The sequence below is a fragment of the Desulfuromonas sp. genome (genome assembly GCF_002868845.1).
In the GTDB taxonomy this organism is placed as follows: domain Bacteria; phylum Desulfobacterota; class Desulfuromonadia; order Desulfuromonadales; family BM501; genus BM501.
Genome location: NZ_PKUB01000041.1, coordinates 162482 through 186250 on the forward strand (window position 1 = coordinate 162482; position 23769 = coordinate 186250).

At 59.8% G+C, this 23769-nt stretch carries 27 protein-coding genes and 1 pseudogene; 13 read left to right on the plus strand and 15 right to left on the minus strand.

Annotation, left to right across the window (positions count from 1 at the left end; all coding sequences use genetic code 11):
• Positions 1–264: 264 nt before the first annotated feature.
• The 6 genes from C0617_RS12450 to C0617_RS12475 all read left to right on the plus strand — a co-directional run bounded on the left by C0617_RS12450 (position 265) and on the right by C0617_RS12475 (position 4059).
• On the plus strand, positions 265–558 hold the full coding sequence (locus tag C0617_RS12450; RefSeq protein WP_291317356.1) for a hypothetical protein: 294 nt from the start codon (positions 265–267) through the stop codon (positions 556–558).
• A gap of 16 nt (positions 559–574) precedes the next feature.
• On the plus strand, positions 575–967 hold the full coding sequence (locus tag C0617_RS12455) for a hypothetical protein (RefSeq protein ID WP_291317357.1): 393 nt from the start codon (positions 575–577) through the stop codon (positions 965–967).
• A 298-nt stretch (positions 968–1265) separates the two neighbouring features.
• Complete coding sequence (locus C0617_RS12460; protein ID WP_291317358.1) at positions 1266–1871, plus strand: hypothetical protein; 606 nt, start codon at positions 1266–1268, stop codon at positions 1869–1871.
• A gap of 27 nt (positions 1872–1898) precedes the next feature.
• Positions 1899–2408 (plus strand): hypothetical protein, encoded by a 510-nt coding sequence (locus tag C0617_RS12465; RefSeq protein ID WP_291317359.1) that lies wholly within the window; start codon positions 1899–1901, stop codon positions 2406–2408.
• A 286-nt stretch (positions 2409–2694) separates the two neighbouring features.
• The gene (locus C0617_RS12470) at positions 2695–3297 is read left to right on the plus strand and encodes a hypothetical protein (protein ID WP_291317360.1); all 603 of its coding nucleotides are present in this window, start codon (positions 2695–2697) and stop codon (positions 3295–3297) included.
• 144 nt (positions 3298–3441) lie between these two features.
• A complete protein-coding gene (locus C0617_RS12475; protein ID WP_291317361.1) occupies positions 3442–4059 on the plus strand; it encodes a recombinase family protein in 618 nt (205 codons plus the stop codon).
• Between the two features lie 95 nt (positions 4060–4154).
• Here C0617_RS12475 and C0617_RS12480 read toward each other — a convergent pair whose 3' ends face one another.
• Positions 4155–4895 carry a hypothetical protein gene (locus C0617_RS12480; protein WP_291317362.1) on the minus strand — a complete coding sequence of 247 codons (741 nt, stop codon included), beginning with the start codon at positions 4893–4895 and terminating at the stop codon, positions 4155–4157.
• 276 nt (positions 4896–5171) lie between these two features.
• Between C0617_RS12480 and C0617_RS17165 the strand changes: the two genes are divergently transcribed.
• Positions 5172–5836, plus strand: a 665-nt coding sequence (locus tag C0617_RS17165) for an ATP-binding protein (RefSeq protein ID WP_365889285.1), incomplete at its 3' end; no start/stop codon positions are given.
• A 163-nt stretch (positions 5837–5999) separates the two neighbouring features.
• Here the strand turns inward: C0617_RS17165 and C0617_RS12485 are convergent.
• A complete protein-coding gene (locus C0617_RS12485) occupies positions 6000–6269 on the minus strand; it encodes a hypothetical protein (RefSeq protein WP_291317363.1) in 270 nt (89 codons plus the stop codon).
• A gap of 35 nt (positions 6270–6304) precedes the next feature.
• A complete protein-coding gene (locus C0617_RS12490) occupies positions 6305–7402 on the minus strand; it encodes a radical SAM protein (RefSeq protein ID WP_291317364.1) in 1098 nt (365 codons plus the stop codon).
• A gap of 365 nt (positions 7403–7767) precedes the next feature.
• Between C0617_RS12490 and C0617_RS12495 the strand changes: the two genes are divergently transcribed.
• Entirely contained in the window at positions 7768–8175 is a 408-nt protein-coding gene (locus C0617_RS12495; protein WP_291317365.1) for a DUF2177 family protein, read from the plus strand.
• 3 nt (positions 8176–8178) lie between these two features.
• Here the strand turns inward: C0617_RS12495 and C0617_RS12500 are convergent, their stop codons facing one another.
• The 5 genes and pseudogenes from C0617_RS12500 to C0617_RS12520 all read right to left on the minus strand — a co-directional run bounded on the left by C0617_RS12500 (position 8179) and on the right by C0617_RS12520 (position 12784).
• Positions 8179–8733 (minus strand): DUF2878 domain-containing protein, encoded by a 555-nt coding sequence (locus C0617_RS12500; protein ID WP_291317366.1) that lies wholly within the window; start codon positions 8731–8733, stop codon positions 8179–8181.
• A gap of 20 nt (positions 8734–8753) precedes the next feature.
• Positions 8754–9494: pseudogene (locus C0617_RS12505) on the minus strand (cyclopropane-fatty-acyl-phospholipid synthase family protein); the annotation flags it as partial.
• Positions 9495–9506: 12 nt separating this feature from the next.
• Complete coding sequence (locus tag C0617_RS12510; protein ID WP_291317367.1) at positions 9507–10724, minus strand: DUF1365 family protein; 1218 nt, start codon at positions 10722–10724, stop codon at positions 9507–9509.
• Positions 10721–12001 (minus strand): FAD-dependent oxidoreductase, encoded by a 1281-nt coding sequence (locus C0617_RS12515; protein WP_291317368.1) that lies wholly within the window; start codon positions 11999–12001, stop codon positions 10721–10723. The genes C0617_RS12510 and C0617_RS12515 overlap by 4 nt, the downstream gene beginning before the upstream one ends.
• Positions 12002–12016: 15 nt before the next feature.
• Positions 12017–12784: a DUF1295 domain-containing protein gene (locus C0617_RS12520; protein ID WP_291317369.1), complete on the minus strand. Its 768-nt coding sequence runs from the start codon at positions 12782–12784 to the stop codon at positions 12017–12019.
• A 482-nt stretch (positions 12785–13266) separates the two neighbouring features.
• On the opposite strand from C0617_RS12520, the gene C0617_RS12525 reads away from it, so the two are divergent.
• A complete protein-coding gene (locus tag C0617_RS12525) occupies positions 13267–14034 on the plus strand; it encodes a hypothetical protein (RefSeq protein WP_291317370.1) in 768 nt (255 codons plus the stop codon).
• A gap of 107 nt (positions 14035–14141) precedes the next feature.
• On the opposite strand, the gene C0617_RS12530 is transcribed toward C0617_RS12525, so the two are convergent.
• Positions 14142–15236 carry an AAA family ATPase gene (locus C0617_RS12530; RefSeq protein ID WP_291317371.1) on the minus strand — a complete coding sequence of 365 codons (1095 nt, stop codon included), beginning with the start codon at positions 15234–15236 and terminating at the stop codon, positions 14142–14144.
• Positions 15237–15420: 184 nt separating this feature from the next.
• Here C0617_RS12530 and C0617_RS12535 point away from each other — a divergent pair, with 184 nt between their 5' ends.
• Entirely contained in the window at positions 15421–15594 is a 174-nt protein-coding gene (locus C0617_RS12535; RefSeq protein WP_291317372.1) for a 4Fe-4S binding protein, read from the plus strand.
• Positions 15595–15687: 93 nt separating this feature from the next.
• Here the strand turns inward: C0617_RS12535 and C0617_RS12540 are convergent, their stop codons facing one another.
• The 3 genes from C0617_RS12540 to C0617_RS12550 form a co-directional block, all read right to left on the minus strand.
• Complete coding sequence (locus C0617_RS12540; RefSeq protein WP_291317373.1) at positions 15688–16035, minus strand: PilZ domain-containing protein; 348 nt, start codon at positions 16033–16035, stop codon at positions 15688–15690.
• Positions 16036–16147: 112 nt separating this feature from the next.
• Positions 16148–17017, minus strand: coding sequence for an EamA family transporter (locus C0617_RS12545; protein ID WP_291317374.1), 870 nt, complete (start codon positions 17015–17017; stop codon positions 16148–16150).
• An 82-nt stretch (positions 17018–17099) separates the two neighbouring features.
• Positions 17100–17795, minus strand: a complete 696-nt coding sequence (locus tag C0617_RS12550) for a GntR family transcriptional regulator (protein ID WP_298038104.1) — start codon at positions 17793–17795, stop codon at positions 17100–17102.
• A gap of 181 nt (positions 17796–17976) precedes the next feature.
• Between C0617_RS12550 and C0617_RS12555 the strand changes: the two genes are divergently transcribed.
• Together C0617_RS12555 and C0617_RS12560 are read left to right on the plus strand one after the other, a co-directional pair.
• Positions 17977–18990, plus strand: coding sequence for a potassium channel protein (locus tag C0617_RS12555; RefSeq protein ID WP_291317376.1), 1014 nt, complete (start codon positions 17977–17979; stop codon positions 18988–18990).
• Complete coding sequence (locus tag C0617_RS12560; protein WP_291317377.1) at positions 18983–19756, plus strand: sugar phosphate isomerase/epimerase family protein; 774 nt, start codon at positions 18983–18985, stop codon at positions 19754–19756. The genes C0617_RS12555 and C0617_RS12560 overlap by 8 nt, the downstream gene beginning before the upstream one ends.
• Here the strand turns inward: C0617_RS12560 and dinB are convergent.
• Entirely contained in the window at positions 19715–20914 is a 1200-nt protein-coding gene (gene dinB / locus C0617_RS12565) for a DNA polymerase IV (protein ID WP_291317378.1), read from the minus strand. The genes C0617_RS12560 and dinB overlap by 42 nt on opposite strands.
• Positions 20915–21020: 106 nt before the next feature.
• Here dinB and C0617_RS12570 point away from each other — a divergent pair, with 106 nt between their 5' ends.
• On the plus strand, positions 21021–21752 hold the full coding sequence (locus C0617_RS12570; protein WP_291317379.1) for a FadR/GntR family transcriptional regulator: 732 nt from the start codon (positions 21021–21023) through the stop codon (positions 21750–21752).
• Between the two features lie 93 nt (positions 21753–21845).
• Here C0617_RS12570 and C0617_RS12575 read toward each other — a convergent pair whose 3' ends face one another.
• Together C0617_RS12575 and atpD are read right to left on the minus strand one after the other, a co-directional pair.
• Entirely contained in the window at positions 21846–22268 is a 423-nt protein-coding gene (locus C0617_RS12575) for a F0F1 ATP synthase subunit epsilon (RefSeq protein WP_291317380.1), read from the minus strand.
• A 56-nt stretch (positions 22269–22324) separates the two neighbouring features.
• Positions 22325–23731 (minus strand): F0F1 ATP synthase subunit beta, encoded by a 1407-nt coding sequence (atpD, locus tag C0617_RS12580; protein WP_291317381.1) that lies wholly within the window; start codon positions 23729–23731, stop codon positions 22325–22327.
• Positions 23732–23769: the final 38 nt, after the last annotated feature.

Genomic DNA, 23769 nt, shown 5'->3' on the forward strand with positions numbered 1-23769 from the left:
TCCCTTCCGATAGCGAGGGTAGTTTAAGCCCATCCATTTTTCTTGTGTTCAATAACCGCGCCTTCGGCACAGTTTGTTAGGTGAATTCATGACGAAGAAAATGACCGTTTCCGCAATGCTGAGACGGTCATTTTCTCTTGGGGAATATGCTTGAAGGCATTACTTAAGTTACTGAAATTACTACGAAAATGCTTGACTTTCCGGCTCGGAATTGATAAAATGTTAATAGATTGAATGGCCAGACTTACTATGAAAGGGGCTACGATGCGAAGCGCAATCCTGACCATGTTGTCTCTGTCAATTTTTGCCGGAAAGTTTGACCCGGCAGCCATAGCAACCGCGGGTGCCAATCTCGTTAAAAGCGTTCTTGAGATCACGGTTGAGACGATGGACCTCCCCTCCAAGATCCCCCGGCAGACATTTACTCAATTAAACCAGTCAAAGACCCCGGAGCCTTACGTCAGTTATTGCGAGGCCGCCGAAGACGCGGAGGTTGCTTTCGCGAGCTTCTATCAAGGGGGAGGGTTGGATCTTAAAGGATTTTACACTGATTTATAAAAGTGGAGGAAATTGAATGCTGCTAGAAAAGGCTCCGGCCTATGTGAAATTTATGGCTCGCCGAAAACATAACAAGTGCCTGGTTTGCAACCATGGGTTGGGGGATGATGACATGGTGTTTATCGCACAGACTATAGCGGACAGCCGCTGGGTTGCGGCGGGAGCATGTTGTTTTAAGAAAATCTCTCTAGACACTATTTGTAGGATAAAAGTCAATCTCGGTAAAAACCCCTCGCGTGCAGAAAAGGCGATGGCCAAAGCTCGGATCAGAACAATGTTCACGTCACATGAAGATCCTCCGTTCGATCTTAGTGACTGTGACAGAACTGATGACCATAATGAGCAAAGCAGTCAGTGCCGGATTCTTACCTTTCCTTACTCAAATGAAACCATCCAAGAACATGACTAAACTGTCTGAATGTACCCTTATTTGAATGACTACTGACTGTCTCTATTTGTTTCTCACCTGCCACTTTGTTAACAAAGCCTTGTTCCTTGTTATCCGCAACACAATAATCATCCTCTTTTAAGCAGCCGCCGAATTAGTCACTTTCGTTTGACTAAACCTGAGCCGCCACGCGACGGTATTTGCGACGATAGAAAGAGATGATCGTATTTGTCCTCCATCGAGACTTTTTTGACTAGAAATGTGCACTGAGTTCCCAATTTCTACTTGTAGACATTTTCTGATTAGTGGAGGCAAGAGAATGAGTCAGCTAGAAACAGATGACGATATGGACTTGGCCGTGGGTTTGAGTCTTAAGGGAATTGCCGAGCAATACGGACTAACCACCAAAGTTCTTATTCGATTGCAGCGCGACCAGTTGATTGGAAAGCCGATCTGTCGGCGAGATATTCGTTTTTTGGAAGGTCTCTCGAAAGTTTGGTCCAGACCTTGGTATATACGACAGCAGGTATCGAGATATTCCAAGGCGCAGCGCCAACGGTTGATCCTGGACCGCCCGGAGTTATCAGAAAAGTGGCAGCGGTGGGTGTATCGTCAGTATCTGGATTCAGATATTGAACGTGGAACCGGCGGGCGGATGCTGAACCCAGAGCGAATAATTAAAATAAGGCTTCTTTGCAATACCCTTGAACAAATGTTCAATCTTAAGCCTACACCGCAGGTCGTCGCGACAATCAAAATCATCAGAAAGAAAGCTTATAGAGACAAGGCTAAATTGAAACGACAAGATCAAGGCCTCGATCATAAGCCGCCGAATGTTGAAGAGGGGGGAGGCGTCAGTTCCTCCTTTCTGGACCAGGAGTATTTCGATGTTCTTAAGACTCTATATCCGCACGCCGACCTTTGATTTTTCCAGATAGGAGTCTGAACTGATATGGACGATCCAACTATCGAGTATGCCCATGAATTTTCTGCTCTTGTTGATGCTGGCAATCTAGTGTTTCAGCCGTTCGAGAATAATGGGGAGATAATAGGGCCGACAGTCCTGAGTTCTGGTGGTGGGCTTTTCCTTCTTGAATTTCGTGCGGAGAGGGGAATCGTCAAATGTTATGCTGACTGGCCGCGGCGAGTTCTGGCCCTAAGCGGCGGCCCTTTTCCCGGCGGTGATCCCGTCCACAAAGTTGTCAGGAAGTTTTTTTATCTGCAGGATTTTCTTCGCCAAAACCTCCGCGATGAGGTTCACATCCAGGGTTCTCTTGTCTTTCCTGATTGTTATGTTGATTTCCATCATAGCAAGAAATTCTCTCCCCTGAATGTGAATGTCATTCGCTTGAAATTCCTGAGTGATTACCTCAAAAGAAAGGATCAAACTCGGGATAAGTGGAAGCATCTTTCTGCGGAGAGTTGCGAAGAACTCCGCATCCTCCTTGAATCTCTGCCTTAAAGTTTGACATCTATACTGCGCAGTCCAAGGCGCAAGCGTCTTCTGCGATTCACGGGACCTCCGGGAATTATTTTTCTCTGCCTTCAAGTGATTGTATTTATTAGATGGATACCACACGTGGTGTGGAACATATTGAAATCACTAAATAAAACCTTGAATGCAGGTCGGATGAGAATTAAAATGGGTCGTGTTTTAAAGGGCAGTGAGGCGCATGTTTTTCATAACATCCGATAACGTTATCCGTTATCGGCAGGCATTGGAAGGGAGCGGGATGGGAAGGAAAAAAATGGAACATAATGCACTGAAGCCTACATTTGAGCAGGTTCTACTAGCTTGGGAATTGCTGGAAAAGCAGGGTGTTAAGGCGACTGCGCGAAAGATTCTGGAGAGCACCGGCGGCGACATGGGGGTATTGCTAACGCATTACCAGAAAATTCAAGAAATCAAGGCGAAGAGCGCCCAGCGAAAAGTGGATTTCCCTGCGTGGTTTCAGGAAGCTACTGAAGCGCTGGTCAATCGCAATGTCGAGATTGCCGTCAGGGATATAGAAGAGAGTCTTCAGTTTCAGGGCGAAAACTTCACCAATGTACAAAGTGCCCTAGCTGAGGCCCAAGGCGAGGTAGGTGCCTTGGAGCAAGAGTTGGCGACGGAACGAGAGAAATTCGAGGGCGTCAGGCTCGATCTGGTTCAGCAGCTCGCCGCGACCCAGGAGAGATTGGCAGCAGCCCAGAAAGCCCTGGAGGGAAAAAGTCGGAAGATTGAAGCCCTTGAGAACGAGGTCCAACTCAGTAGAGATGCTGCGGCTCAAGAAAAAATTGCCGCCTTGAGCGAGATGGTACAAATGCTACAGAAGCAACCTCATTTGCATCCCCACCCACCCTCCGACTAGGAGAAGGGCGGGCAGCAGGAAAAGGAGCGCTTTAGATGCGTGCACAAAACCCTACTTTGTGCACTGTGTCTTCGGCGACTCGTCTGATAGTGAAATCAACCGAGAATCGGTGCATAAACTAGTGCTAAAATCTAAGAGCATAAAATGCGTATCATTTTGCTTTTGTGCATAATTGAAGAAGGAGCTACTTACGTGAGTGAAGGAAAAAAGATCGGCTACGCCAGAATTAGTACCCCGACGCAGAATCTCGATTCACAAATGGACGATCTTCACGGTGCCGGTTGTGAAAAGGTTTATTCCGACACGATCAGCGGAACAAAGGAAAGTCGGCCAGGCTGGGATGACCTCTTGGGTTATGTGCGGGCAGGTGACACTTTGGTCGTTACAGAATTAAGCAGAATGTCGAGAAGCCTTCGCCACCTACTTCAGATCGTCGAAGAACTTGAAACTCGGGGTGTGACCATTATCTCGCTGAGAGAAAACATTGATACGAAAACAGCGACGGGTCGTGCGTTCATTTCTATTATGGGGGCAATCGCGCAGATGGAACGCGAGCTGAAATCTGAACGGGCGGCAGCAGGGCGTGCCGCCGCAAAGGCAAGGGGACGCACTGGTGGTCGTCCGCGCATCTCTCCTGAGAAGATTAATCAAGCAACCATTATGTACCGGAACTCCAATATGTCTGCAGCAGAAGTCTGCAGTCAAATTGGCATTGCGAAGAGAACCTTATTCAAATATCTCAGCCAAGATTCTGTCGGATGACATCTCCCTCAACATAAATACTTCACCAATTAAATATGCAACCTTAAACAAGACATACCAAGCGAAAAGTGATTCAACTCAGGTTTTCTGAACGGTTATAGGTAGCCAGCGCTCTCTGCCTCGGCTTTGTAGGCGAGAAGCTGTTCTGGGCTCGGACCGACTGTGCGAGAAGCCCGCAACATGCCCATCGCATCTCCCATGAAAAGGGCACGATAAAAATCGACAACCTCCTTGCTATAACCGTTTGGATGCCTTTGATAGTTGTCGACTAAGGCCTGAATTAATGTGTGTGGGTTGAGGCGATCACCGACTGAATCAATAACTGCTGTTGCATAGAAAATATAGCCAAGACGGTAACGTTCCCTAGAGAACGCATCCCCCTCCAGCAATCCGCCAACAATCCGAACCACACCCCTAAGTTCTGCCACTGTGACTCGATTGGCAAAGCCGGGGAAATTCATAAACATGGCACTGTACTGAGAGGCATCGTAGGCGGTGATACCGAGTTGTTTTAGAACAGGATGGTGGTTCCCGAAGGTCCGTGCAGAGAATTCCGCTTGCGCTTGGACCGTCCCGTACCAATAGCCTGACGACATATCGAGATGATCCCTATTCAGCAGTTGCATAACCGACTCATCGTCGAAATAGATTTTGGCGCCAACCCTCACCCGATCATCCAGTTCATCCGCAAACGAGACAATGGGAAGAACAAACAGAGCAACTAGAAGTAAGAGACTGATTTTTTTCATAGGATTCTCCCTTTCCCACAAATAAAAAACCTGCACCCTGAAAGGCAGGCACTGTACAATTCCAAGCAAAGCTTTTCCGATAGCCATTCTCACAGTAACCTCTCTCGCCGCCTGCGATTAGAGAGGGTCGCTCTTTGTTTTTCGAATAGTGCGCCCATAGTGCATAAAAACGCCCCCTAGCCAGAGGCCAAAAATCAATCAAAGGTTGTGGCTGGGTTTCTAGATGTCTGTTGGATTCGCGAAGGGAGGGATAAAAGTATGCTCCCCCCCTAAGCGCCAGATATTACTAACACTTTTTTGATGCAATGTAAATTCCTAGTAGAGCTTATTCATTCAAGGAACTGAAAAATTCGACGAACAAGAATGGAAAATGGAAACTTTTTGCTGATTATTGAACATTCCGCAAGAATATTGAAAATTCAACTGGACAATACCAGCACTTCCCAGTACGAATTCAAGAAGAACGTCCTCGAGATGCTGCGCCAGCCCATCGAGGACGGCATGGTCACCATCAGCCGCGCCGCCCAGAGCCTCACCTACCCCGCCTCCTTCATGATGGTGGCGGCGATGAACCCCTGCCCCTGCGGCTATCTCGGCGACCCCCAGCACCCCTGCACCTGCACCCCGCCGATGCTCCAGCGCTACCGCTCGCGCCTCTCCGGCCCTCTGCTCGACCGCATCGACCTCCACGTGGAGGTGCCGCGAGTGGCCCACAAGGATCTCGCCGACCCGAAGGACGCCGAGCCCTCGGAGACGATTCGCGCCCGGGTCGAGGGGGCCCGGGCGGTGCAGCGCGAGCGCCTGCAGGACCAAGGCCTGCACAGCAACGCCCAGATGGGAGCCCGCCACATCCGGAAATTCTGCGCCCTCGACGAGGGCGGGGAAAAACTCCTCGAGGCGGTCACCGACCGCCTCGGCCTCTCCGCCCGCACCTACACCCGCATCCTCAAGGTCGCCCGCACCGTCGCCGACCTCGCCGGCAGCGAGGCCATCGAGCAGGCCCACCTCGCCGAGGCGATCCAGTACCGNTGGGCGCCCCTTTCTTCTTGGGATTGATATGGCATTGGGAGTCAGGTTCTGGAATTCGGCCCGGTCTTAAAACCAGCACTGTGCTATTGGTGAAGCATCGACAAAAAGTGGCAAGGGAAGATCAGACCCCTCGCCCCCCTTCTTATTCAATTAACTGCGCTATTACCAACCAGATCCGTTCGGGCTACTTTCGGGGTCGTAGATGCCGCCCAAAGTCTTGACTCCTGCCGATTTAAAGGCCATGACTCGGAACTGGTCACCGACATAACTCATGACCTTTGCGGCAGTTTCTCTCAGCAAATCTTCGTCTTTTGTCTTCAACGTGAATCCCTTGGCCTTAGCTTCGGCAACGACATCAGGCGAAAACAGGATTTCCGCTGCGAGTTTTTTGTCTTTACGCATGGTGTTGATAAGGTCCTTTAAATCTGCCATTTCTTCCTCCTTTATCGTTGGTGAGAAAAGAGCACCTACCCGGTCGACACCATTGCCTCGCGAGCAAAGGTACACAAGTCAAAGGGGTGCAATGTTTTCATTTGCAGATGCCTGATGCATGGCCTGCAGAGAGATTCGACATAACTGCATTGATCACATGGGGGAATTGTTTTGTAGGGTCGACCGTTTGCTAACTGGTTCTCGTTTACGAAGGATTTGCTCGTCATGATCTGAGCTAATGTTTTCTTGGTCAGGTCGTTATTCTCACATGGGTTTGTCCATACCTTACCCGAAGCCTCCATCTCATGAATCTGCTGGCAAGGGTACAAATGTCCATCTGATGAAAGATAGGCCTCATTTGGCAAAGGACAACCAAAATAACCCGAATCAAGAGGGAAACCCGTTCTGGTGGCGAGGTAGTCACGGGCCAGTGGCGGCAGACAGAAAAAATTGAGTTCCGCCTTAATGTCTCCTCTTATTTTTCCCTCAAGACAGTGGCTAATCGATTCCACAATGTCTTTGGGAGCCACATAGAGATCGTCATAATGATCTAAAGCGCTCCCGACCCAAGCGACATCCTCAAACAGAATTTTATCGAAGCCTTCGTTTTCAAGAAACTGGCAAACTTCCACTAAATTCAAATAATTGACCTTTGAAATAATGAAATTGGCCAGTAGTTTTTTTTCAAACTTGCTCTCTACAAGAGCTTTTCTCAGGCCACGTATCGCTTTCATTATGGCGTCAAAAGAACCCGCTCCGTGGACAAAATCGTGCATCTCCGCCTTATGTCCTGAAAAAGAGAACGTAATTGATGTCGGTTGGGGCAAGGAAACCAGCTTTTCAATGATTTTGGAGTTTAGCAGGGTACCGTTGGTTGTCACAGTTGTGCACAGATTTAGATCGCTGAAAATCTGGAAAACCTCCAGAATGTCACTGCGTAGGAACGGTTCGCCCCCCAACAGTCCAATTGCACCCACATTGGCATCGGATAATTTTTTCGCGACATCCCGTATGGCCCTTAACGAAAGATCTAAATATCCGCCCCGATTGATAGAACTCGCGTAGCAATGTATGCAATCAAGGTTGCATTTTCGGGTAATATCCCAACGGATTACATCAACATCATTGAACACGGCATTTCCTTGCTTATTAAAAGTAAGAGAGCTTTTGAAGATTACCCTCTTGCCACAAAGATATTTTAGATATTAAATCAAAACCTCACCATATTGGTCGCCAATCACATATGAATGGCTTCGTCTGGGTTACATAGGTTCGCTTTTATCACCTTTTTACGAGGATGCAAGTTTAACAAAGGATGAGGGGTCAGATACTTTCTTAACAACTCCGTGTCAAGTTCCTGCGCGTTCAGCTGAACGAGTGGCCAGCAACCGACTGCCACCCGTTGCATCAAAAGGCTCGTTGTAGGTCATCACCGCCCCGAAGTTGCGATTTCATCGGAATGGGGTATTAGTGATAGGGAACCCGGAATGGGGGCCCCATGAACGCGCTTTTCTACCTCAAGCTCTACCTGATGACCATCCCGGTCTTTTTCGCCATCGACCTGCTCTGGCTGGGGGTCGTCGCCAAGAACCTCTACCAGAAGAACCTCTCCCACCTCCTCGCCCCGGCGGTCAACTGGCCGGCCGCCCTCGCCTTCTACTTCATCTACATCGCCGGCATCATCCTCTTCGCCGTCCGTCCGGCCCTCGCCGACCCCTCCGTCGCCCGGGCCGCCCTCTGGGGGGCCCTCTTCGGCTTCTTCACCTACGCGACCTACGACCTGACCAACCTGGCGACCCTCCGGGACTGGCCGCTCCGGGTCGTCCTCGTCGACATCGCCTGGGGCACGCTCCTCTGCGCTCTCGTCGCCTCGGCGAGCTACCTCGTCGGCCGCTGGCTGACCTGACCCTCACCTCCCCCCGAACCACCGATATCCCCCCTCCCCCCCACCGATCCGGTCGCTGATCCGGAGCAGGGCGGGGGTGAGCAGGGCCCAGACCGCCCCGAGGGCCAGCAGGCCGAGGAGCGGGTCCCCGCCGAAGGCGGCGGCCCCGAGGCGGATGCCCCCCCCGTAGGCGAGAGGCCCGCCGACAAGGCCGAAGAGCCCGGCGAGGAGGTAGCGGCCGGAGAGCCAGAGGAGGGCGTAACGGAAGAGGGTGGCGAACTGGGCCCAGATCACGAAGACCCAGAGGGGCAGGGAGAAGGGCCAGGCGGGGTCGGCCCGAAAAGCGAAGAGGCCGAGGGCCTGCTGGGCCCCGTCGACGGTGACGCCGATCAGGCAGAAGACGAGCATCCGCAGGGCCTCGGCCCCGCGGGAGCGGGCGAGCAGAAGGTGGACGCCGGCGAGCAGCGCCGCGCCGAGGGCGCCGGAGACGGGGAGGCCCCAGGCGGCGCCGAGGACGCAGCAGAACCAGCCGGCCTGGTAAAGGGCGACGTTGAGGATCTTGGCCGCCAGAGGGTTCATCGGATTTCCCGGGGAGGCCCTCAGGGGGCCTCCGGCTTGGTCAGGACGAGCTGGGCCAGGTCGATGATCTGCGCGGCGAACCCCGCCTGGCAGTAGGACAGGTAGTACTCCCACTGGCGCAGGAACGCCTCGTCGAACCCCAGGGCGAGGACCTCCCCCCGTCGCTCCAGGAAAGTCCGGCGCCAGATCTCGAGGGTCCGGGCGTAGTCGCTCCCGTAGGTCTCGAGGCCCGCCAGGTTGAGGGTCGAGGAGCGCGCCATCGCCGCCGAGAGGGCCCCGACCAACGGCAGGTGGCCGCCGGGGAAGATGTGCTTGCGGAGCCAGTCGCAGCTGGCGCGGTAGGCCCTGTACTTGCGGTCCGGGATGGTGATCACCTGGACCACGGCCCGCCCCCCGGGGGCCAGGGCCCGGTCGCAGGCGGCGAAGAAGGGACCGAGCCCGGCGTGGCCGACGGCCTCGAGCATCTCGATCGAGACGACCTTCGAGTAGCGCCCCTCGATGCGGCGGTAGTCGCAGAGGCGGATCTCGACCCGCTCCTCCAGGCCGGCCTCCCGGACCCGCTGCCGGGCGAGCTCGAGCTGCCGGCGCGACACGGTGATCCCCGTGACCCGGCAGCCGGTCCGGCGCGCCGCCTCGATGGCGAAGCTCCCCCAGCCGCAGCCGATCTCCAGCACGTGGTCGGCCGCCGTGATCCGGGCCTTTTCGGCCACCCGCCGCAGCTTGTTGCGCTGGGCCTGCTCCAGGCTCTGCTCCGCCCCCTCGAAGAGGGCGCACTAGTAGGTCAGGGAGGGGTCGAGGAAGGTCGCGAAGAAGGCGTTGCTTTGGTCGTAGTGCTCCCGGATGTTGCGGGAGCTTCCGCCGAGCGTGTTGGGCCGCCCCAGGTGGCGGAGGTAGTTGACCAGCCGGCCGGCCGCCGAGGCGGTGATGCTGCGGTCGTCCATGACCCGCTCGCTGGCCGCCAGCAGGGTCAGCAGGCCGGGCAGGTCCGTGCTCGTCCAGTCGCCGTCGGTATAGGCCTCGCCGAAACCGATGTCCCCGAAGAGCATGGCGCGCCGGAAGAAGCGGTATTCCCGGACGTCGAGGCGGACCGGCGGCTCCTCCCCGGCCCGGCCGAAGCGGTGCTCCCGGCCGTCGGGGAGGGTCAGCCTCAACTCGCCCCGGGGCAGGCGGGAGAAGAACGGGAGGACGGCCCTCATGCCGAGCCGGTCGAGGAGGGCCGGGGGGGCCGGGCGGACGGTCATGGCGCTGGCCGGAACCGGTTTGCGGTACACGGGGAGCCTCCTTTGCCAGTGCAGCCGCGCCGCCTGCCAGACGATCCTCGGCACCGTCAGCGCGGCGCAGAGGGGGTGGCGGGCGACGGTGCGGGCCAGCTCGCCCGGGGTCAGGGGCCGGGCCTCGCCGCGGATCCGGGCGACGAGGGAGAGCTCGCCGCCGAGGTAGTAGGAGATGGCGTTGTCGATCGTCTCGGCGGGCGGGCTGAGCCGGAACTCGTAGCGGCCCTCGCGGGGGAAGAAGGGGGAGACGTGGAACGCCTTGTCGGCCCGGCACACGATCCGGCCCCGGTCGATCTCCGCCCCCCGGGCGTCGAGGAGGTAGAGGTGCATCTCGCCGAAGGTGTTGTTGACCTGGGCCAGGACGCAGGCCAGCTCGCCCCCGGCGTCGTGGCAGTAGAAGAAGCTGATCGGGTTGAAGACGTAGTTGAAGTAGCGCGCCGCGGTCACCAGGAGGACCCGCCCCGGGGCGTCGAGCCCCGCCCCCTTCAGGACCGCCTCGAGCTTCTCCCGGATCGGGGCCTCGCCGGGACGGAGGTAGTCGCGGTCGTGGACCGCGACCGGACGCCGCCGGTTGTAGCCGAAGAGGGGGCTGGCGCGGTCGAGCGCGGCGAGCTCGTCCAGGTCGAGGGCGTAGAAGTAGAGGGGGTAGGCGAAGCGGTGCCGGACCGGGGAGAGCCGGGCGTGGCTGACCTCGCCGAGGTAGATCCTCGAGTTCATAGCTCCCCCCCGAAGGCCTGCCCCACCGCCGCCCCGGCCCGGACCGCGTCCTCGTGGAAGCCGTAGCCGAAGTAGCTGCCGCAGTACCAGGTCCGCCGCCTTCCGCCCAGCCGGGGCAGCTCGGCCTGGGTCGCCATCGATTCGAAGGTGTAGAGGGGGTGGTGATAGTCCATCTCGGCGATCACCGTCTCCGGCCGGAAGGGCGCATCCCGGTTCAGGGTGACGCAGTAGTCCCTCTGCGCCGAGAGCCCCTGGAGGCGGTTCATGTCGTAGGTCACGAAGACCGGCCGCTCGCCGGCGGCGCCAGCCTCCCGGGAAAAGTTCCAGGCGGCCCGCGCCCGCCGCTGCCGGGGCAGCAGGGAGGCGTCGGTGTGCAGAACGGTGCGGTTCCTCTGGTAGCGCCAGGGCGAGAGGAGGCGCCGCTCCGTCTCGCTCGGGTCGCCCAGCAGGCGCAGGGCCTGGTCGGCGTGGGTGGCGATGACGGCCTGGTCGAAGAAGGCCGTCTCGCCGCCGGCAAGGGCGAGCCGGACCCCTCCGGGCTCCCGGGTCACCTTCCGCACCGGCCTCCGGAGGTGAACGGAGCCCCCGAAACCGCGGAGGAACGCCTTGACGTAGGCGTGGCTGCCGCCGACCACGGTTCTCCAGTCCGGGCGGTTGCGAAAGGAGAGCAGTCCGTGGTTTTGAAAGAAGCGCAGGAACGGCTCGGCGGGAAAGTCGGCGACCCGAAGGGCGGGCGTCGACCAGATCGCGGCGCCCATCGGCACCAGGTAGTTTTCGGCCATGAACGGGGAGAAGCGGCCGTCCTCCAGGTACCGGCCGAGGGTCACCTGCGGCACGGCCCCCCGGCCCAGGTCCAGCCGGGCCTTTTTGCAGAAGCGGGCGATCTCCAGAAGGAAACGGTAGAAGGCCGGGCTGACCAGGTTGCGCCTCTGGGCGAAGAGGCCATTGAGATCGGTCCCGGCGTAGACCAGGCCGGTCTGCCGGCAATGAAAGCCGAAGGACATCTCGGAGACGCGGGTCGCCACCCCGAGCCGGGCCAGGAATCTCTGAAAGAGGGGATAGGTCGCATCGTTGAGGACGATAAAACCGGTGTCGACGGCGAGCCCCGCGTCGGGTCCGTCGGGGATCTCGACGGTGTGGGTGTGCCCGCCGAGGTAGCCGTTCGCCTCGAAGAGGGTGACCTCGTGCAGCCCCTGCAGCAGGTACGCGGCGACGATGCCGGCCACCCCTCCGCCGACGACGGCTACTTTCTGTCCTCGCTCGAGCCTCTCCGCCATCACCCTCAGACCCCCTTATCGCCTGGGAAACCAGGGGAAGAACGCGTTTGTCCGCTCCCGGTACGCCTCGAACTCGGGATTCCCCTCGTACTTGGCCTCGAGCATCGGGATCCCGGAGACCTTCAGCAGCAAAAAGGCGATCAGGGCCGGGCTGAGAAGGGCGGCCCACCCCCAAGGGGCGCCGAGGGCGATCAGGAACAGCCCCCACCACAGGGTCGCCTCGCCGAAGTAATTCGGGTGCCGGGTATAGCGCCACAGGCCGGTCTGGATTACATGGCCCCGGTTGACGGGGTCCCCCTTGAAGCGGAGGAGCTGCCAGTCGCCGACCGCCTCGAAGCCGAAGCCGAGGATCCAGACCAGCACTCCGAGCAGGTCGAGGGGGCCGAGCGGCCCGCCGGAGCGGTCGATGACGGTCAGGACAGGGAGGGCGACGACCAGGACCACCCCCCCCTGGAGAAGGAAGATCTGCAGGTAGCTGCGCCAGACGAAGGAGTCGCCCCACTCCTGTCTCCACTTCCGGTAGCGGAAGTCCTCCCCCTCCCCGCGCTTGCGCAGAAAGATGTGGGCCGCCAGGCGCGCCCCCCAAACCGTCACGAGGAGCAGAACGAGGACCTGCCGGGGATGCCCCTCTCCGAAGAAGAGGTAGGCGCTCCAGCTGGCCAGCACAAAGGCGAGGCCGTAGGCGACGTCGACGATGCTGTTGTCCCGAAGACACAGGGCGAGGACAAAAACCGCCGTCATGAAAACCAGCAGGACGCCTGCGGCAAGGAGGAAGACATGCATAGACGGCCCTTTCGCAGCGCCGAAAAGAAGACCGGGGGATCCCTACCGTCCGGCAGATCCCTGACATTAACAAGCTTAACCGGTCAAGACGGTTTCGCAATATTATTAACTAGTTGATCCCTTGAGGGGACAGCGGATGAGCTCCCGATCCCTTTTCCCGGACCGGAAGGGGCTCCCCCGGTCGCTCCTTTTGCAGGAAACGGGAAACAGGGCCCCCTAGCGCCCCTTGCACGTGAAACGTTGGGACGGTCTACCGAAACGGGGGGAAAGGACCCCCATCCCCGGGGCGGCCCCGGCACCCCCGTCAGCCCCGATCGGCGGGGCTCTCTGTTCTCCTCCAGAAACGAAAGCCTTCTGAGCGGTTCTTCTGGACCCTCGATTTCAAATCGGCTAAGCTACCAATCATTTGGATGGCCCTAATGTGGTGGTCTGTCACGACCGGGGGGGCTTCACCCCGCCAACGTTCGAAAGGAGAGTTTGCCATGACTTTGAGGAAAACGCTTTTCTGTACCCTGCTGCTGACCCTGCTGAGCGCTTCGACGGTTCTCGCCCAGGCGGTTCCGGGCACCGTGCGTCCGGTGAAAATCGAAAGCGCCGCCGTGGTTCCCCTGGGCCAGGTGGCCCTCGAAGCGGGGCTGGCCTTCGAGATGGACCGGGAATGGCAGCGCCGCGAATACGACAACGTTCGCCTCGCCCCGCTCGGGGTGCGCTACGGCCTGGCCCCGGGACTGGAGGTCGGCGGCAGTCTCGGATTCTCCTCAAACGACGGCGAAGGGGCCGGCGCACCGGACGATTCGGGCCTGGAGGGGCTCTCCCTGTTCGGCAAGATGCAGGTCAATGAATATGCCGCCCTGCGGGCCGGCCTGATCCTGTTCGGCGACGAAGACGTCTACCCCTACCCGAGCGACGGACTCGACCTGTTCGCCGACCTTGCGCTGCAGCGACGGATTGAGGGGGGTCTTCTGTACGGCGAAATCGGCTATACGGTGCAGGGCGGGAATCTGGATGACAACCACTATTTCAGCTACGGCCTCGGATACGCCTACCCGGTCGACAGGGCCGTGACCATCAACGTTGAACTCGGCGGCGAAGAGGCCCACGAGGGCACCACGGCCAACGTCCTCGACCTTCTCCTGGGCGCCAACGTCCTGATTGCCGGCCAGGTGCGCCTGGCCCCCTATGTCTCTGCAGGCCTGTTCGACTCCGGACCGGATTTCGCCCTGGGCACTCTTGCGGAGATGCGTTTTTAACCCCCCGAAGGCGCACCGCACAACAGTTTCACAACAGAACGACGAAGGCGCCGAGATTGCAATCTCGGCGCCTTCGTCATTCCGGCGGGTCGAAGGACGAACGGGCCTCAGGAGAAGAGCCGGTCGACCTCCTCAAAGTCGAAGCGCTTTTCGGCGAGTTCCTGGATCAGGGCGATCTTCTGGGTGTCCTCGGCGGAGAGCTTGGAGACGTCGTCGTTGATGGTCAAAAAAAGGTCGGCGGTGGTGCGGGTGGTGCGCATGTAGGGGATGGCGCTGCGGTCGAGAATCTGTTGGGTGATCCGGGAGACGGGTGCCACGCCGGGAATGATCAGGCCGGCGATTTTGCTCTTGTACTCGGGCATGGTATAGAGGTTGGCCAGGGTCACCAGGAGTTCGTCCCGGGAGCTGGTCACCAGCAGAAGAGTCGACTCCTGCAGCAGATCGACCACTCGCTGGGTGGAAGGGGCCCCGATCTGCACATGGTTGACGATGCGCATGTCCTCCACTGCGCTGCCCTGGATCGGCAACTCAAGAATCTTGGAAATACGGCGCAGGGTCGGGTTGGCCAGGATCGGCTGGTAGTTGAACCCCCCCAGCAACGTCAGCCCCATCGGTTCGAAGGCGAGCTTCAGGTAACGAAGGGTCTCCTCGCGCTTCTCCGGGATGATCTTGTTGGAGACGATGAGCCGGATCTCCGCCCCTTCCTGGCGGTAGAGGGCGAGGTTCATCGCCACCGCGTCGACCACGTTGCCGATCCCGCCTCCGGTGATCAGCATGACCGGGGCATCGACGAGGCGGGCGATACGGGCGTTGCTCAGCCCGATCACCGATCCGACGCCGCTGTGCCCCGCCCCCTCGATGACGAGCAGGTCGCACTCCCGCTCCAGGGCCGCCACCGCCGAGAGGACCTTGTCCTCAAGTTCCTGGGGATTGATCTCGCCGCGCAGCACCTTCTTGGTGGTGCCGGATCCCAGCACCACCGGAGACATGAGCGCCAGCTTCTCCTCCAGGCCGTAGACCTGGGACATCAGGGCCGGGTCCTTGTCCACCCGGAGACCGTAAAGCTCGATGACCTTCGGACCGATCGGCTTGATGAAGCCGATGCGCCCGTATTTTTTCCGGGCCAGGTGAAGCAATGAAAGGCTGGTGGTGGTCTTGCCGGTGTTCTGCCCCGTGGCAGCCACGAAAATCTTCTTCGCCATGAACGGGCTCCTTCCATCGGAATGGGTTGTTAAAAAGGTACCATCCCGGACGCGATTTGTCAGGACCGAAGGCGCCAGGGGCAAAAACCGCGGAGGGAAAAAGCAGGCGTGCCTCCGACTGGACAAACCCTCAGGAACCGCTATGCTTGTTCACGTTTACACCAAACCACGCAAGGAGGAGAACATGGGCACTCACTACATCACCGACGACTGCACCAACTGCGGAGCCTGCGCCGACGTCTGCCCGGTGGACGCCATCAGCGATACCGGCGAAGTGCATGCCATCGACCAGGACGCCTGCACCGACTGCGGCGCTTGCGACGACGCCTGCCCGGTGGAGGCCATCAAGTGGGAATGACCTGTCTCCCACCTCTCGCCCCTCGCGGGCGAAAAAAGAGGCCCGTTGCGGGCCTCTTTTTTTTGCCGATTGCCCCTTTGGGTCGGCCGGAAATCATCCCATGCGCTTCGCCTGGATTTCGGCACAGTGCCTGAGGTATTCCTCTTCCCCGGAGACAAAGCGGGAAACGTGAATCCCCATCCCCCCCTTCTGGCCGAGGCGAATGCGGTCCGGGGAGGTCCGCTTGGCCCAGCGCACCGTCCCCTCCAGGCTGACCGTCTCGCCCCCGGGCAGGCACAGATCGATCTTCAGCTCGGTCTTGGGGGCAAAGATCGTGGCCGTCTTGATGAAAAACCCCTTCGGAGAAAGATCGTCGGTGAACCCGATCTTGACCGGGCGCTGTTCGCCGTAACGAACCTGCACCCTTTCCTTGAACCGGCTTTCATGGCGCTTTTCGTTCATGCCCTTCCCTCCAGCGGCTTTATTCGTTTCACCCCTGTGCCTTCGGCGGGCCAATACGGCTCCGGGTCCCATGCGTCCATTATATTCGAAATCAAGGCTTTTATATCAAACCTTACCTCCCCTGGCCAAGAGTTATCATAACGGCCCCGGCGACCATAATGCAGGTTCCGGCCAGACGCTCACGAAAGCCCTGCTCGCCGAACAGAAAATGCCCCCAGAGCACACTCAGCACGGTGCTGGTTCGCTTGATGGAAATCACGTAGGGAACCAGGGCCATGCTGATCGCGGTCATCTGGCACAGGGAGGTCATGGCCCCGCAGAAACCGAGGCCCAACAGGGGGGCGAAACTTCCTCCCATGCCTGCCAGTGCGCCCCGGCGCCTCAGCACGAGGGGGAGCATGGCGCATGCGATGAAGAGATTGACAGCCAGAGCCCAGAACGTCGTAGAGGAGTGGCGCAGGCCGATCTTGTCGACATTGGCGGTGATGCTCCACAACAGGGCGACCAAGAGCATCAGGCGTGGGCCCGAATCGCCGAGCAGGGCCCGGAGGGGGGCCAGCACCCCCCGGCTGCGCTGCCCGAGATACAGCAGGTAGGAGCCGGCCACGATCAGCAGAACCCCGGCCAAGCCGACCGGCCCAGGAAACTCGCCCAGGATCAGGGGGGAGGACAGCAGAAGGAACAGGGGGGTGAGGGCGACCATGGGAACGGTGAGTGAAAGGTCGGATAGCCTGATGGCCCGGACATAAAGGACCGCGGTCACCACGTTGAGGCCCCCGCTGACCAACAGCGCGCCCCAGAAGGGAGCCCCCAGAGGGGGGACGCCGACCACCGGAATCAGAGGAAGGAGAAAAGGAAGGGCCAGCAGGCGCCAGGCCCAGGCCACCAGGTATTCGTCGCACCTCTGCAGGCAAAGCTTGGCGAAAACGTCCTTGCCGGACTCGAAAAAGGCGGTCAGGAATGCAAACAGGGGCCAGCTCAAACGGGCCTCCGGAAAGCAAACGACCGGCGCCCGCTCGGGAGGGGGCGCCGGTCGTACGGTTTGCATCTATGCGTTGCGTCCCTCAGACATCCACGGACCGCCGCAGGACCGATTTCTCAACATCGCGCCCCTCCTGCTGGGCCATGCTCTGGATCAGCACCTGGCCGCCGATGGCGGCGGTCTTGCGCACCAGGTTGTCGGCCTTGTCGCCGTGGTGGCTCTTGAAAGCCTCGATGATCTTGCGGTGCTCCTGAACCGAGATCTGCATCCGCCCGGGCAGGGAAAGGGAGGCCATACGCAGGCGGTTGAACTTCATCATCAACTGGTTGATGAGTTCCTCGAGCTTCTCGTTGCCGGCGGCACGGATGAACAGTTCGTGGAATTCGTTGTGCACCCTGAAGAAGGTCTTGACGTCCCCGTCAAGAGCCAGCTGCTCCAGACGGTCGTTGATGGTCTCGAGACGCTCAACCTCCTTCTCACTCATATTCTCGGCGGCCATGCGGGCGGCATAGCCCTCGAGAATGCTCTTGATGGCGTAGAACTCCTCCACGTCCCGCTCGGAGAGGGAAGTCACGACGGCCCCTTTGCGGGGAATAACGGTCAAGTAACCTTCCGACTCGAGCTGGCGGAAGGCCTCGCGAATGGGAGTGCGACTGATGCCGAAGCGCTCGGCCAGCTCTGGTTCGGCCACCTTCTCGCCCGGCTTCAGGGCCCCCCGGAGAATCGCCTCGCGGATCGTCTCGAGGATCTTCTCCCGCAGGGTCTGATGATGTTCCATCGGTTTCTTTTTCAATGAAGGCCTCCAGCGATCACAATATTAAATGGCGTCAATTGTATACAGTATACAGTTTTTGTCAAGGCCTTTCTTCCCCCCCGGGGCTCCCGAAGGGCCTATATTCCCTTGCCTTTCAGCCCTCTCAAGGCTATCATCCAAATAATTTCAAACGACTGGAGAGGCAATGGATCCCGTTCGCCACCTGCGCTTTTCGCTGTTCATCCTGGTCGCCGTCGTCGGGTGCGGAACCCTGGGCTACACCTTCATCGAGGGGTGGGGGGTGTTCGACTCCCTCTACATGACCGTCATCACCCTGGCCACGGTCGGTTTCCAGGAAATCCACCCCCTCACCGATCAAGGCAAGGCCTTCACCATTCTGCTTATCGTGTTCGGCGCCGGGATCATCGCCTACGCGGTCGGCAGCCTGATCCAGCTCATGGTGGAAGGGCAGCTGCGCAAGCTCATGGGGAGGAAGAAATTGGAAAAAGAGATCGGGAAGCTTCAGGGGCACTACATCGTCTGCGGCTACGGGCGCATCGGCGCCCTCATCTGCAAGGAACTGCAGACCCGTCCGGTCCCCTTCGTGGTGGTGGAGAAAGACCCGCAACACTGGGAAAAGCTGACGCGGAACGGGCACCTCTTCGTCCGCGGAGACGCCACCGACGACGAGGCCCTGATCGCCGCCGGCATCCGCCGGGCCAGGGGAGTGGTGACTGCGGTCACGTCCGACACCGACAACGTCTACATCACCCTCACCGCCCGCGGCCTGAATCCCGACCTGTTCATCCTTGCCCGCTCGGGGGAGGTCGAGGCCGAAAAGAAGCTGTTGCGGGCGGGAGCGAGCAAGGTCATCTCCCCCTACACCATCGGGGCCTCGCGCATGGCACAGGCCATCCTGCGCCCCTCGGTGGTCGACTTCATCGAGATCGCCACTGCGGGACGGAACCTGGAACTGCAGATGGAAGAGATCCGGATCGCCCCCGCCTCGGCCCTTAAGGAGAAAACCCTCGCCGCCTCGGGGATTCGCCAGGAACTTGGGATTATTATCGTCGGCATAAAGAAAGGCGACGGCAAGATGATCTTCAACCCCGAGCCTGGGGCGACCATCGAGCCGGGAGACATTCTCATCACCCTCGGGGAGCCGGCCGCCATCGAGAAACTGGAGCGCATCGCCTGCGGGGAGAAAATGGGTGTCTGACCTCCTTCACGTTCACCTTCCCTGGCGCATGGTGGACCAGACCCTGCCGTTTCTCCTGGAGCGCGGCCTGCAGCCGGAAATCGCCTTCCGGGGACCGGAACTGGACGAGGTGAGCCCGAAGGAACTGGAGCGCGTGGCGAGCCGCCTGGCCTCGGCGGGCCTGGCGATCACCGTTCACGGCCCCTTCCACGACCTCAACCCCGGCGCCTTGGAGCCGCTGGTGAGCGAGGTCACCCGGTCGCGCTTCGACCAGACCCTGGAGGCTGCGGGCCGCCTCGGCGCCAGCCTGGTGGTCCTCCATCCAGGCTACGACCGCTGGAAGTACGGCGGACAGGACCACCTGTGGCTCGAGCAGAACCTGCGCTTCTGGCCTTCCCTCCTGGAGCGGGCCGCCGCACTGGCCTGCCCCGTGGCCCTGGAGAACATCTTCGAGACCCGCCCGCAGCCCCTGGTCGACCTGCTCGAGGCAATCGACTCGCCCTGGCTCGGGCACTGCTTCGATACAGGGCACTGGAACCTGTTCGCCGACACCCCCCTGCCCGACTGGTTCGCCGCACTGGGCAGGCGCACTATTCACATGCACCTGCACGACAACCGGGGAGACCGGGACGAACATCTTCCCGTCGGCGAGGGGAGCATCGACTTCGGCGAAGTGTTCCGACTCATCGCCGAAATCACCGTTCCCCCGAGGATGACCCTCGAGGCCCACGACCGGCCCTCCCTGCTACGCTCCCTGGCCGCCGTCGCTCCCTTTCTTGCCCCCTGACGGGCGAGGCAGCAGTGAACCGCGCCGCACCCCGCTCGATCCGAAACGCTCCCGGACCTCGTCTACCGTCCGGTCGAGAACCCTGGCACGCTCCCGCTCATGATCGAACAGGTCCTGCTGTCCCGCCCCCGCCGCCCTCAACTCGCTCAGGCTGATCCCGAGAAGGCGCACCGGCCGGCGGCCCGCCTCCGTGCGGCGGAGCAGGCCCACGGCTTCGCGATTGATCTCCAGGGCGTTGTCCACCCCCAGGCCAAGGGTAATGCTGCGGGTCACGGCCACAAAATCGGCGTACTTCACCTTCAGGGTCACGCAGCGACCGGCGAGCCCTTTGCTGCGCAACCGGCTCGCGACCTTTTCGGCCAGGGCGAGCAGCTCCAGCCGCAACACATCCCCCCCGCGCAAATCCTCGCTGAAGGTCTCCTCATGCCCCACGGACTTGATCCCCCCCCGGCTCTCCACAAGGCGGTCGTCCTGCCCCCGGGCCAAACGATAGAGGTGTTCGCCGTGGCGCCCCAGCCATTCAACCAGGCGCTCCCGAGGCACCCCGCGCAGGTCTGACACAGTGCGCAGGCCGAACCTCTCAAGTTTGGCCGCGGTGGTTTTTCCCACCCCCCACAGGGCCCTCAAAGGCAGGGGCAGCAAAAAAGCGTCCACCTCTTCCGGAGGGACCTCCATCAAGCCGTCCGGTTTGCCCGCCTCGGAGGCGAGCTTGGCCAGGAACTTGTTGGGGGCAACCCCGGCGCTGATCGCCAGACCCGTCTCCTGGCGGACATCATCCCTGATTGCCTCGGCGATCCGGGCGGGACGCCCGAACAGGCGTTCGCACCCGGACACATCGAGAAAGGCTTCGTCGATGGAGAGGGGCTCGACGCGGTCGGTATATCGCGCGAAAATAGCGAACACCTGCCGGGAGACCTCCTGGTAGCGTTCCATGCGTACCGGCAGCGCAACGGCGCGGGGGCAGAGAGACAACGCCCGGGCCATGGCCATCGCCGAGTGCACACCGTAGCGCCGCGCCTCGTAGGAGCAGGCCGCAACGACGCCCCGCCCCAGGCTGCCTCCGACGAGGACCGGACGGCCGCGCAGTTCGGGACGATCGTGCTGCTCCACGGAGGCGTAAAAGGCGTCCATGTCAAGGTGAAGGATACAGCTTTTCATCGGGCACCTCCGGGCGGCCCTCTTTCATTCGGTTCTCGAAGTGTCTTGACCTGAAGTCGGCGCCATGTTAAAAAATGGTCTTACCAATATTCCGGGGAGAAGTGGCGTGACCAAACTGTTCAAACCGATCCGACCCAAAAAGATCTCCGAGGAGATTGTCGAACAGATCAAAGGCCTGATCTCGAAGGGGCAACTCAAGCCGGGCGACAGGGTCCCCTCGGAAAGGGATCTGGCCTCTCTGTTCGGAGTCAGTCGCCCTTCGGTGCGCGAGGCCCTGATGGTCCTCGATGCGATGGGCCTGGTCGAGTCACGCCAGGGCGGGGGAACCTTTGTCCGGTCCCTCACCGAGGCCTCCCTGGCCGACCCCCTGACCACCATGGTTGAGAAAAACCCCCACATGCTCCAGGCCCTCGTGGAGGTCCGAAAGGGGCTCGAGTGCTGGTCGGCCTATCTGGCCGCCACCCGGGCGACCGAAGAGGAGATCGCCGAACTGGGCCGGATCTTCAATGAGATGAAAGACCAGGCCGCCTCGGGAGGGTGGGACCCCAAGATCGACTCCAAGTTCCATTATGTCATAACCAACGCCACCCATAACACCATTCAACTCCACCTTCTCAACACCATTCACGGCCTGTTCGATGCCACCATCCACGTGGCCCTCACCGAGTTCTACAGCCGCGAAGGGTATCTAAAACCCCTCCTCGATCAGCATCGGGACATCTACGACGCCATCGCCCACCGCGATCCCGAGGAGTCCAGAACCAAAATGAGGGAACACCTTGAATTCGTCGAAGAGAAGATGCGGATTCTCGAGGCCGAATCGCTCAAGGATCTCTGACCCCCTCCCCCTCCGGAACAACCAAAAAGGGCGGCCCTTTCGGACCGCCCTTTTCTTTGAATGTTTCCTTATTTTCCGAAACCGGGGTGAAACCTAGTGGCCCCGCCGAGAGTCTCGCCCGGCCACCTGGATGCGGATCATGGCCCGCTCCAGGGCCGCCTCCATGACCTTGTAGCCCTTGTCCTCGGGAGAAAGCTTCTTGAGGGCCTCCTCGGCGCGCCCGAGGGCGGCCTTGGCCCGCTCCAAGTCGATCTCGTCCGCAGGCTCGGCGGTCTCCACCAGAACGGTCACCTTGCCAGCTTCAACCTCCACGTAGCCCCAGTTGACAGCCACATGAAAGTCCTCACCCCCTTTGCGGTAGGAGAGCTCACCGATCTTGAGGGTGGTCAGCATCGGTGTGTGACCGGGAAGAATGCCGAACTCGCCGACCGCACCCGGCGCGGTGATCTCATCAACGTCCTCTGAGAGCACCTTTTTATAGGGCGTGACCATTTCCAGCTTGAGTGTCTCTGCCATGCCAAACGTCCTTTATCGGTAGGCGGGGCAAGGCTGCCCCGCCGCTGCTGCTTCGGTTAGGCCGCCAGCTTCTTGGCCTTTTCAAGGGCCTCGTCGATGGTGCCGACCAGGTAGAAGGCCTGCTCGGGGACATCGTCGTGCTTGCCGTCGACGATTTCCCTGAAACCCTTGATGGTGTCCTTGAGCTCGACGTACTTTCCGGGAGACCCGGTGAAGACCTCGGCGACGTGGAAGGGCTGGGACAAGAAACGCTGGATCTTGCGCGCCCGGGCGACGACCAGCCGGTCTTCCTCCGAGAGCTCGTCCATGCCGAGGATGGCGATGATGTCCTGCAGGTCCTTGTAGCGCTGAAGGACGAACTGAACTTCGCGGGCAAGCGTGTAGTGCTCTTCGCCGACAACCTGAGGATCGAGGATCCGGCTGTTGGAGTCGAGGGGGTCCACCGCGGGATAGATGCCGAGCTCGGCGATCTGCCGGGAGAGAACCGTCGTGGCGTCGAGGTGGGCAAAGGCCGTCGCCGGCGCCGGATCGGTGAGGTCGTCGGCGGGGACGTAGATCGCCTGCACCGAGGTGATGGAGCCCTTGGTGGTGGTGGTGATGCGCTCCTGCAGTTCGCCCATCTCGGTGGAGAGGGTCGGCTGGTAACCGACGGCCGAGGGGATGCGGCCCAGGAGCGCCGAAACCTCGGAGCCGGCCTGGGTGAAGCGGAAGATGTTGTCGACGAAAAGGAGCACGTCCTGACCTTCTTCGTCACGGAAGTACTCGGCGACGGTCAGAGCGGAGAGGGCGACACGGGCGCGGGCCCCGGGGGGCTCGTTCATCTGGCCGTAGACCAGAGCGGTCTTCCCGAGAACGCCGGATTCCTTCATCTCTTCCCAGAGGTCGTTCCCCTCGCGGGTCCGCTCGCCGACACCGGCGAAAACAGATAAGCCGCCGTGCTGCTGGGCGAGGTTATTGATGAGTTCCATGATCAGAACCGTCTTGCCGACGCCGGCGCCGCCGAAGAGGCCGATCTTGCCGCCGCGGACGTAGGGAGCGAGCAGGTCGATGACCTTGATCCCGGTCTCAAACGACTCGACCTTGGTCGACTGGTCGACGAACGCGGGGGTAGGACGGTGGATCTCCCACTCCAGGTCGGTTTTAATCGGTCCAGCCTCGTCAACGGGCTCCCCGACGACGTTGAGGATCCGGCCGAGGGTGCCGCTCCCGACGGGCATGACGATCTGCTTGCCGGTGTCCATGACCTCCTGGCCGCGCACCAGACCCTCGGAGGAGTCCATCGCGATGGTCCGGACGGTGTTTTCGCCAAGATGCTGGGCAACCTCGACGACGAGGTTCCACTCACCTTCGCCAAGGGCGGGGTTGGTGATCTTGAGGGCGTGGTAAATCTCGGGGAGCTTACCGGCCTCAAATTCCACGTCGACGACGGGGCCGATAACCTGAGTGATCTTTCCTTTATTCATGATGAACCGTTCCTCCTTTTTCCACCCTTGACAAGGTG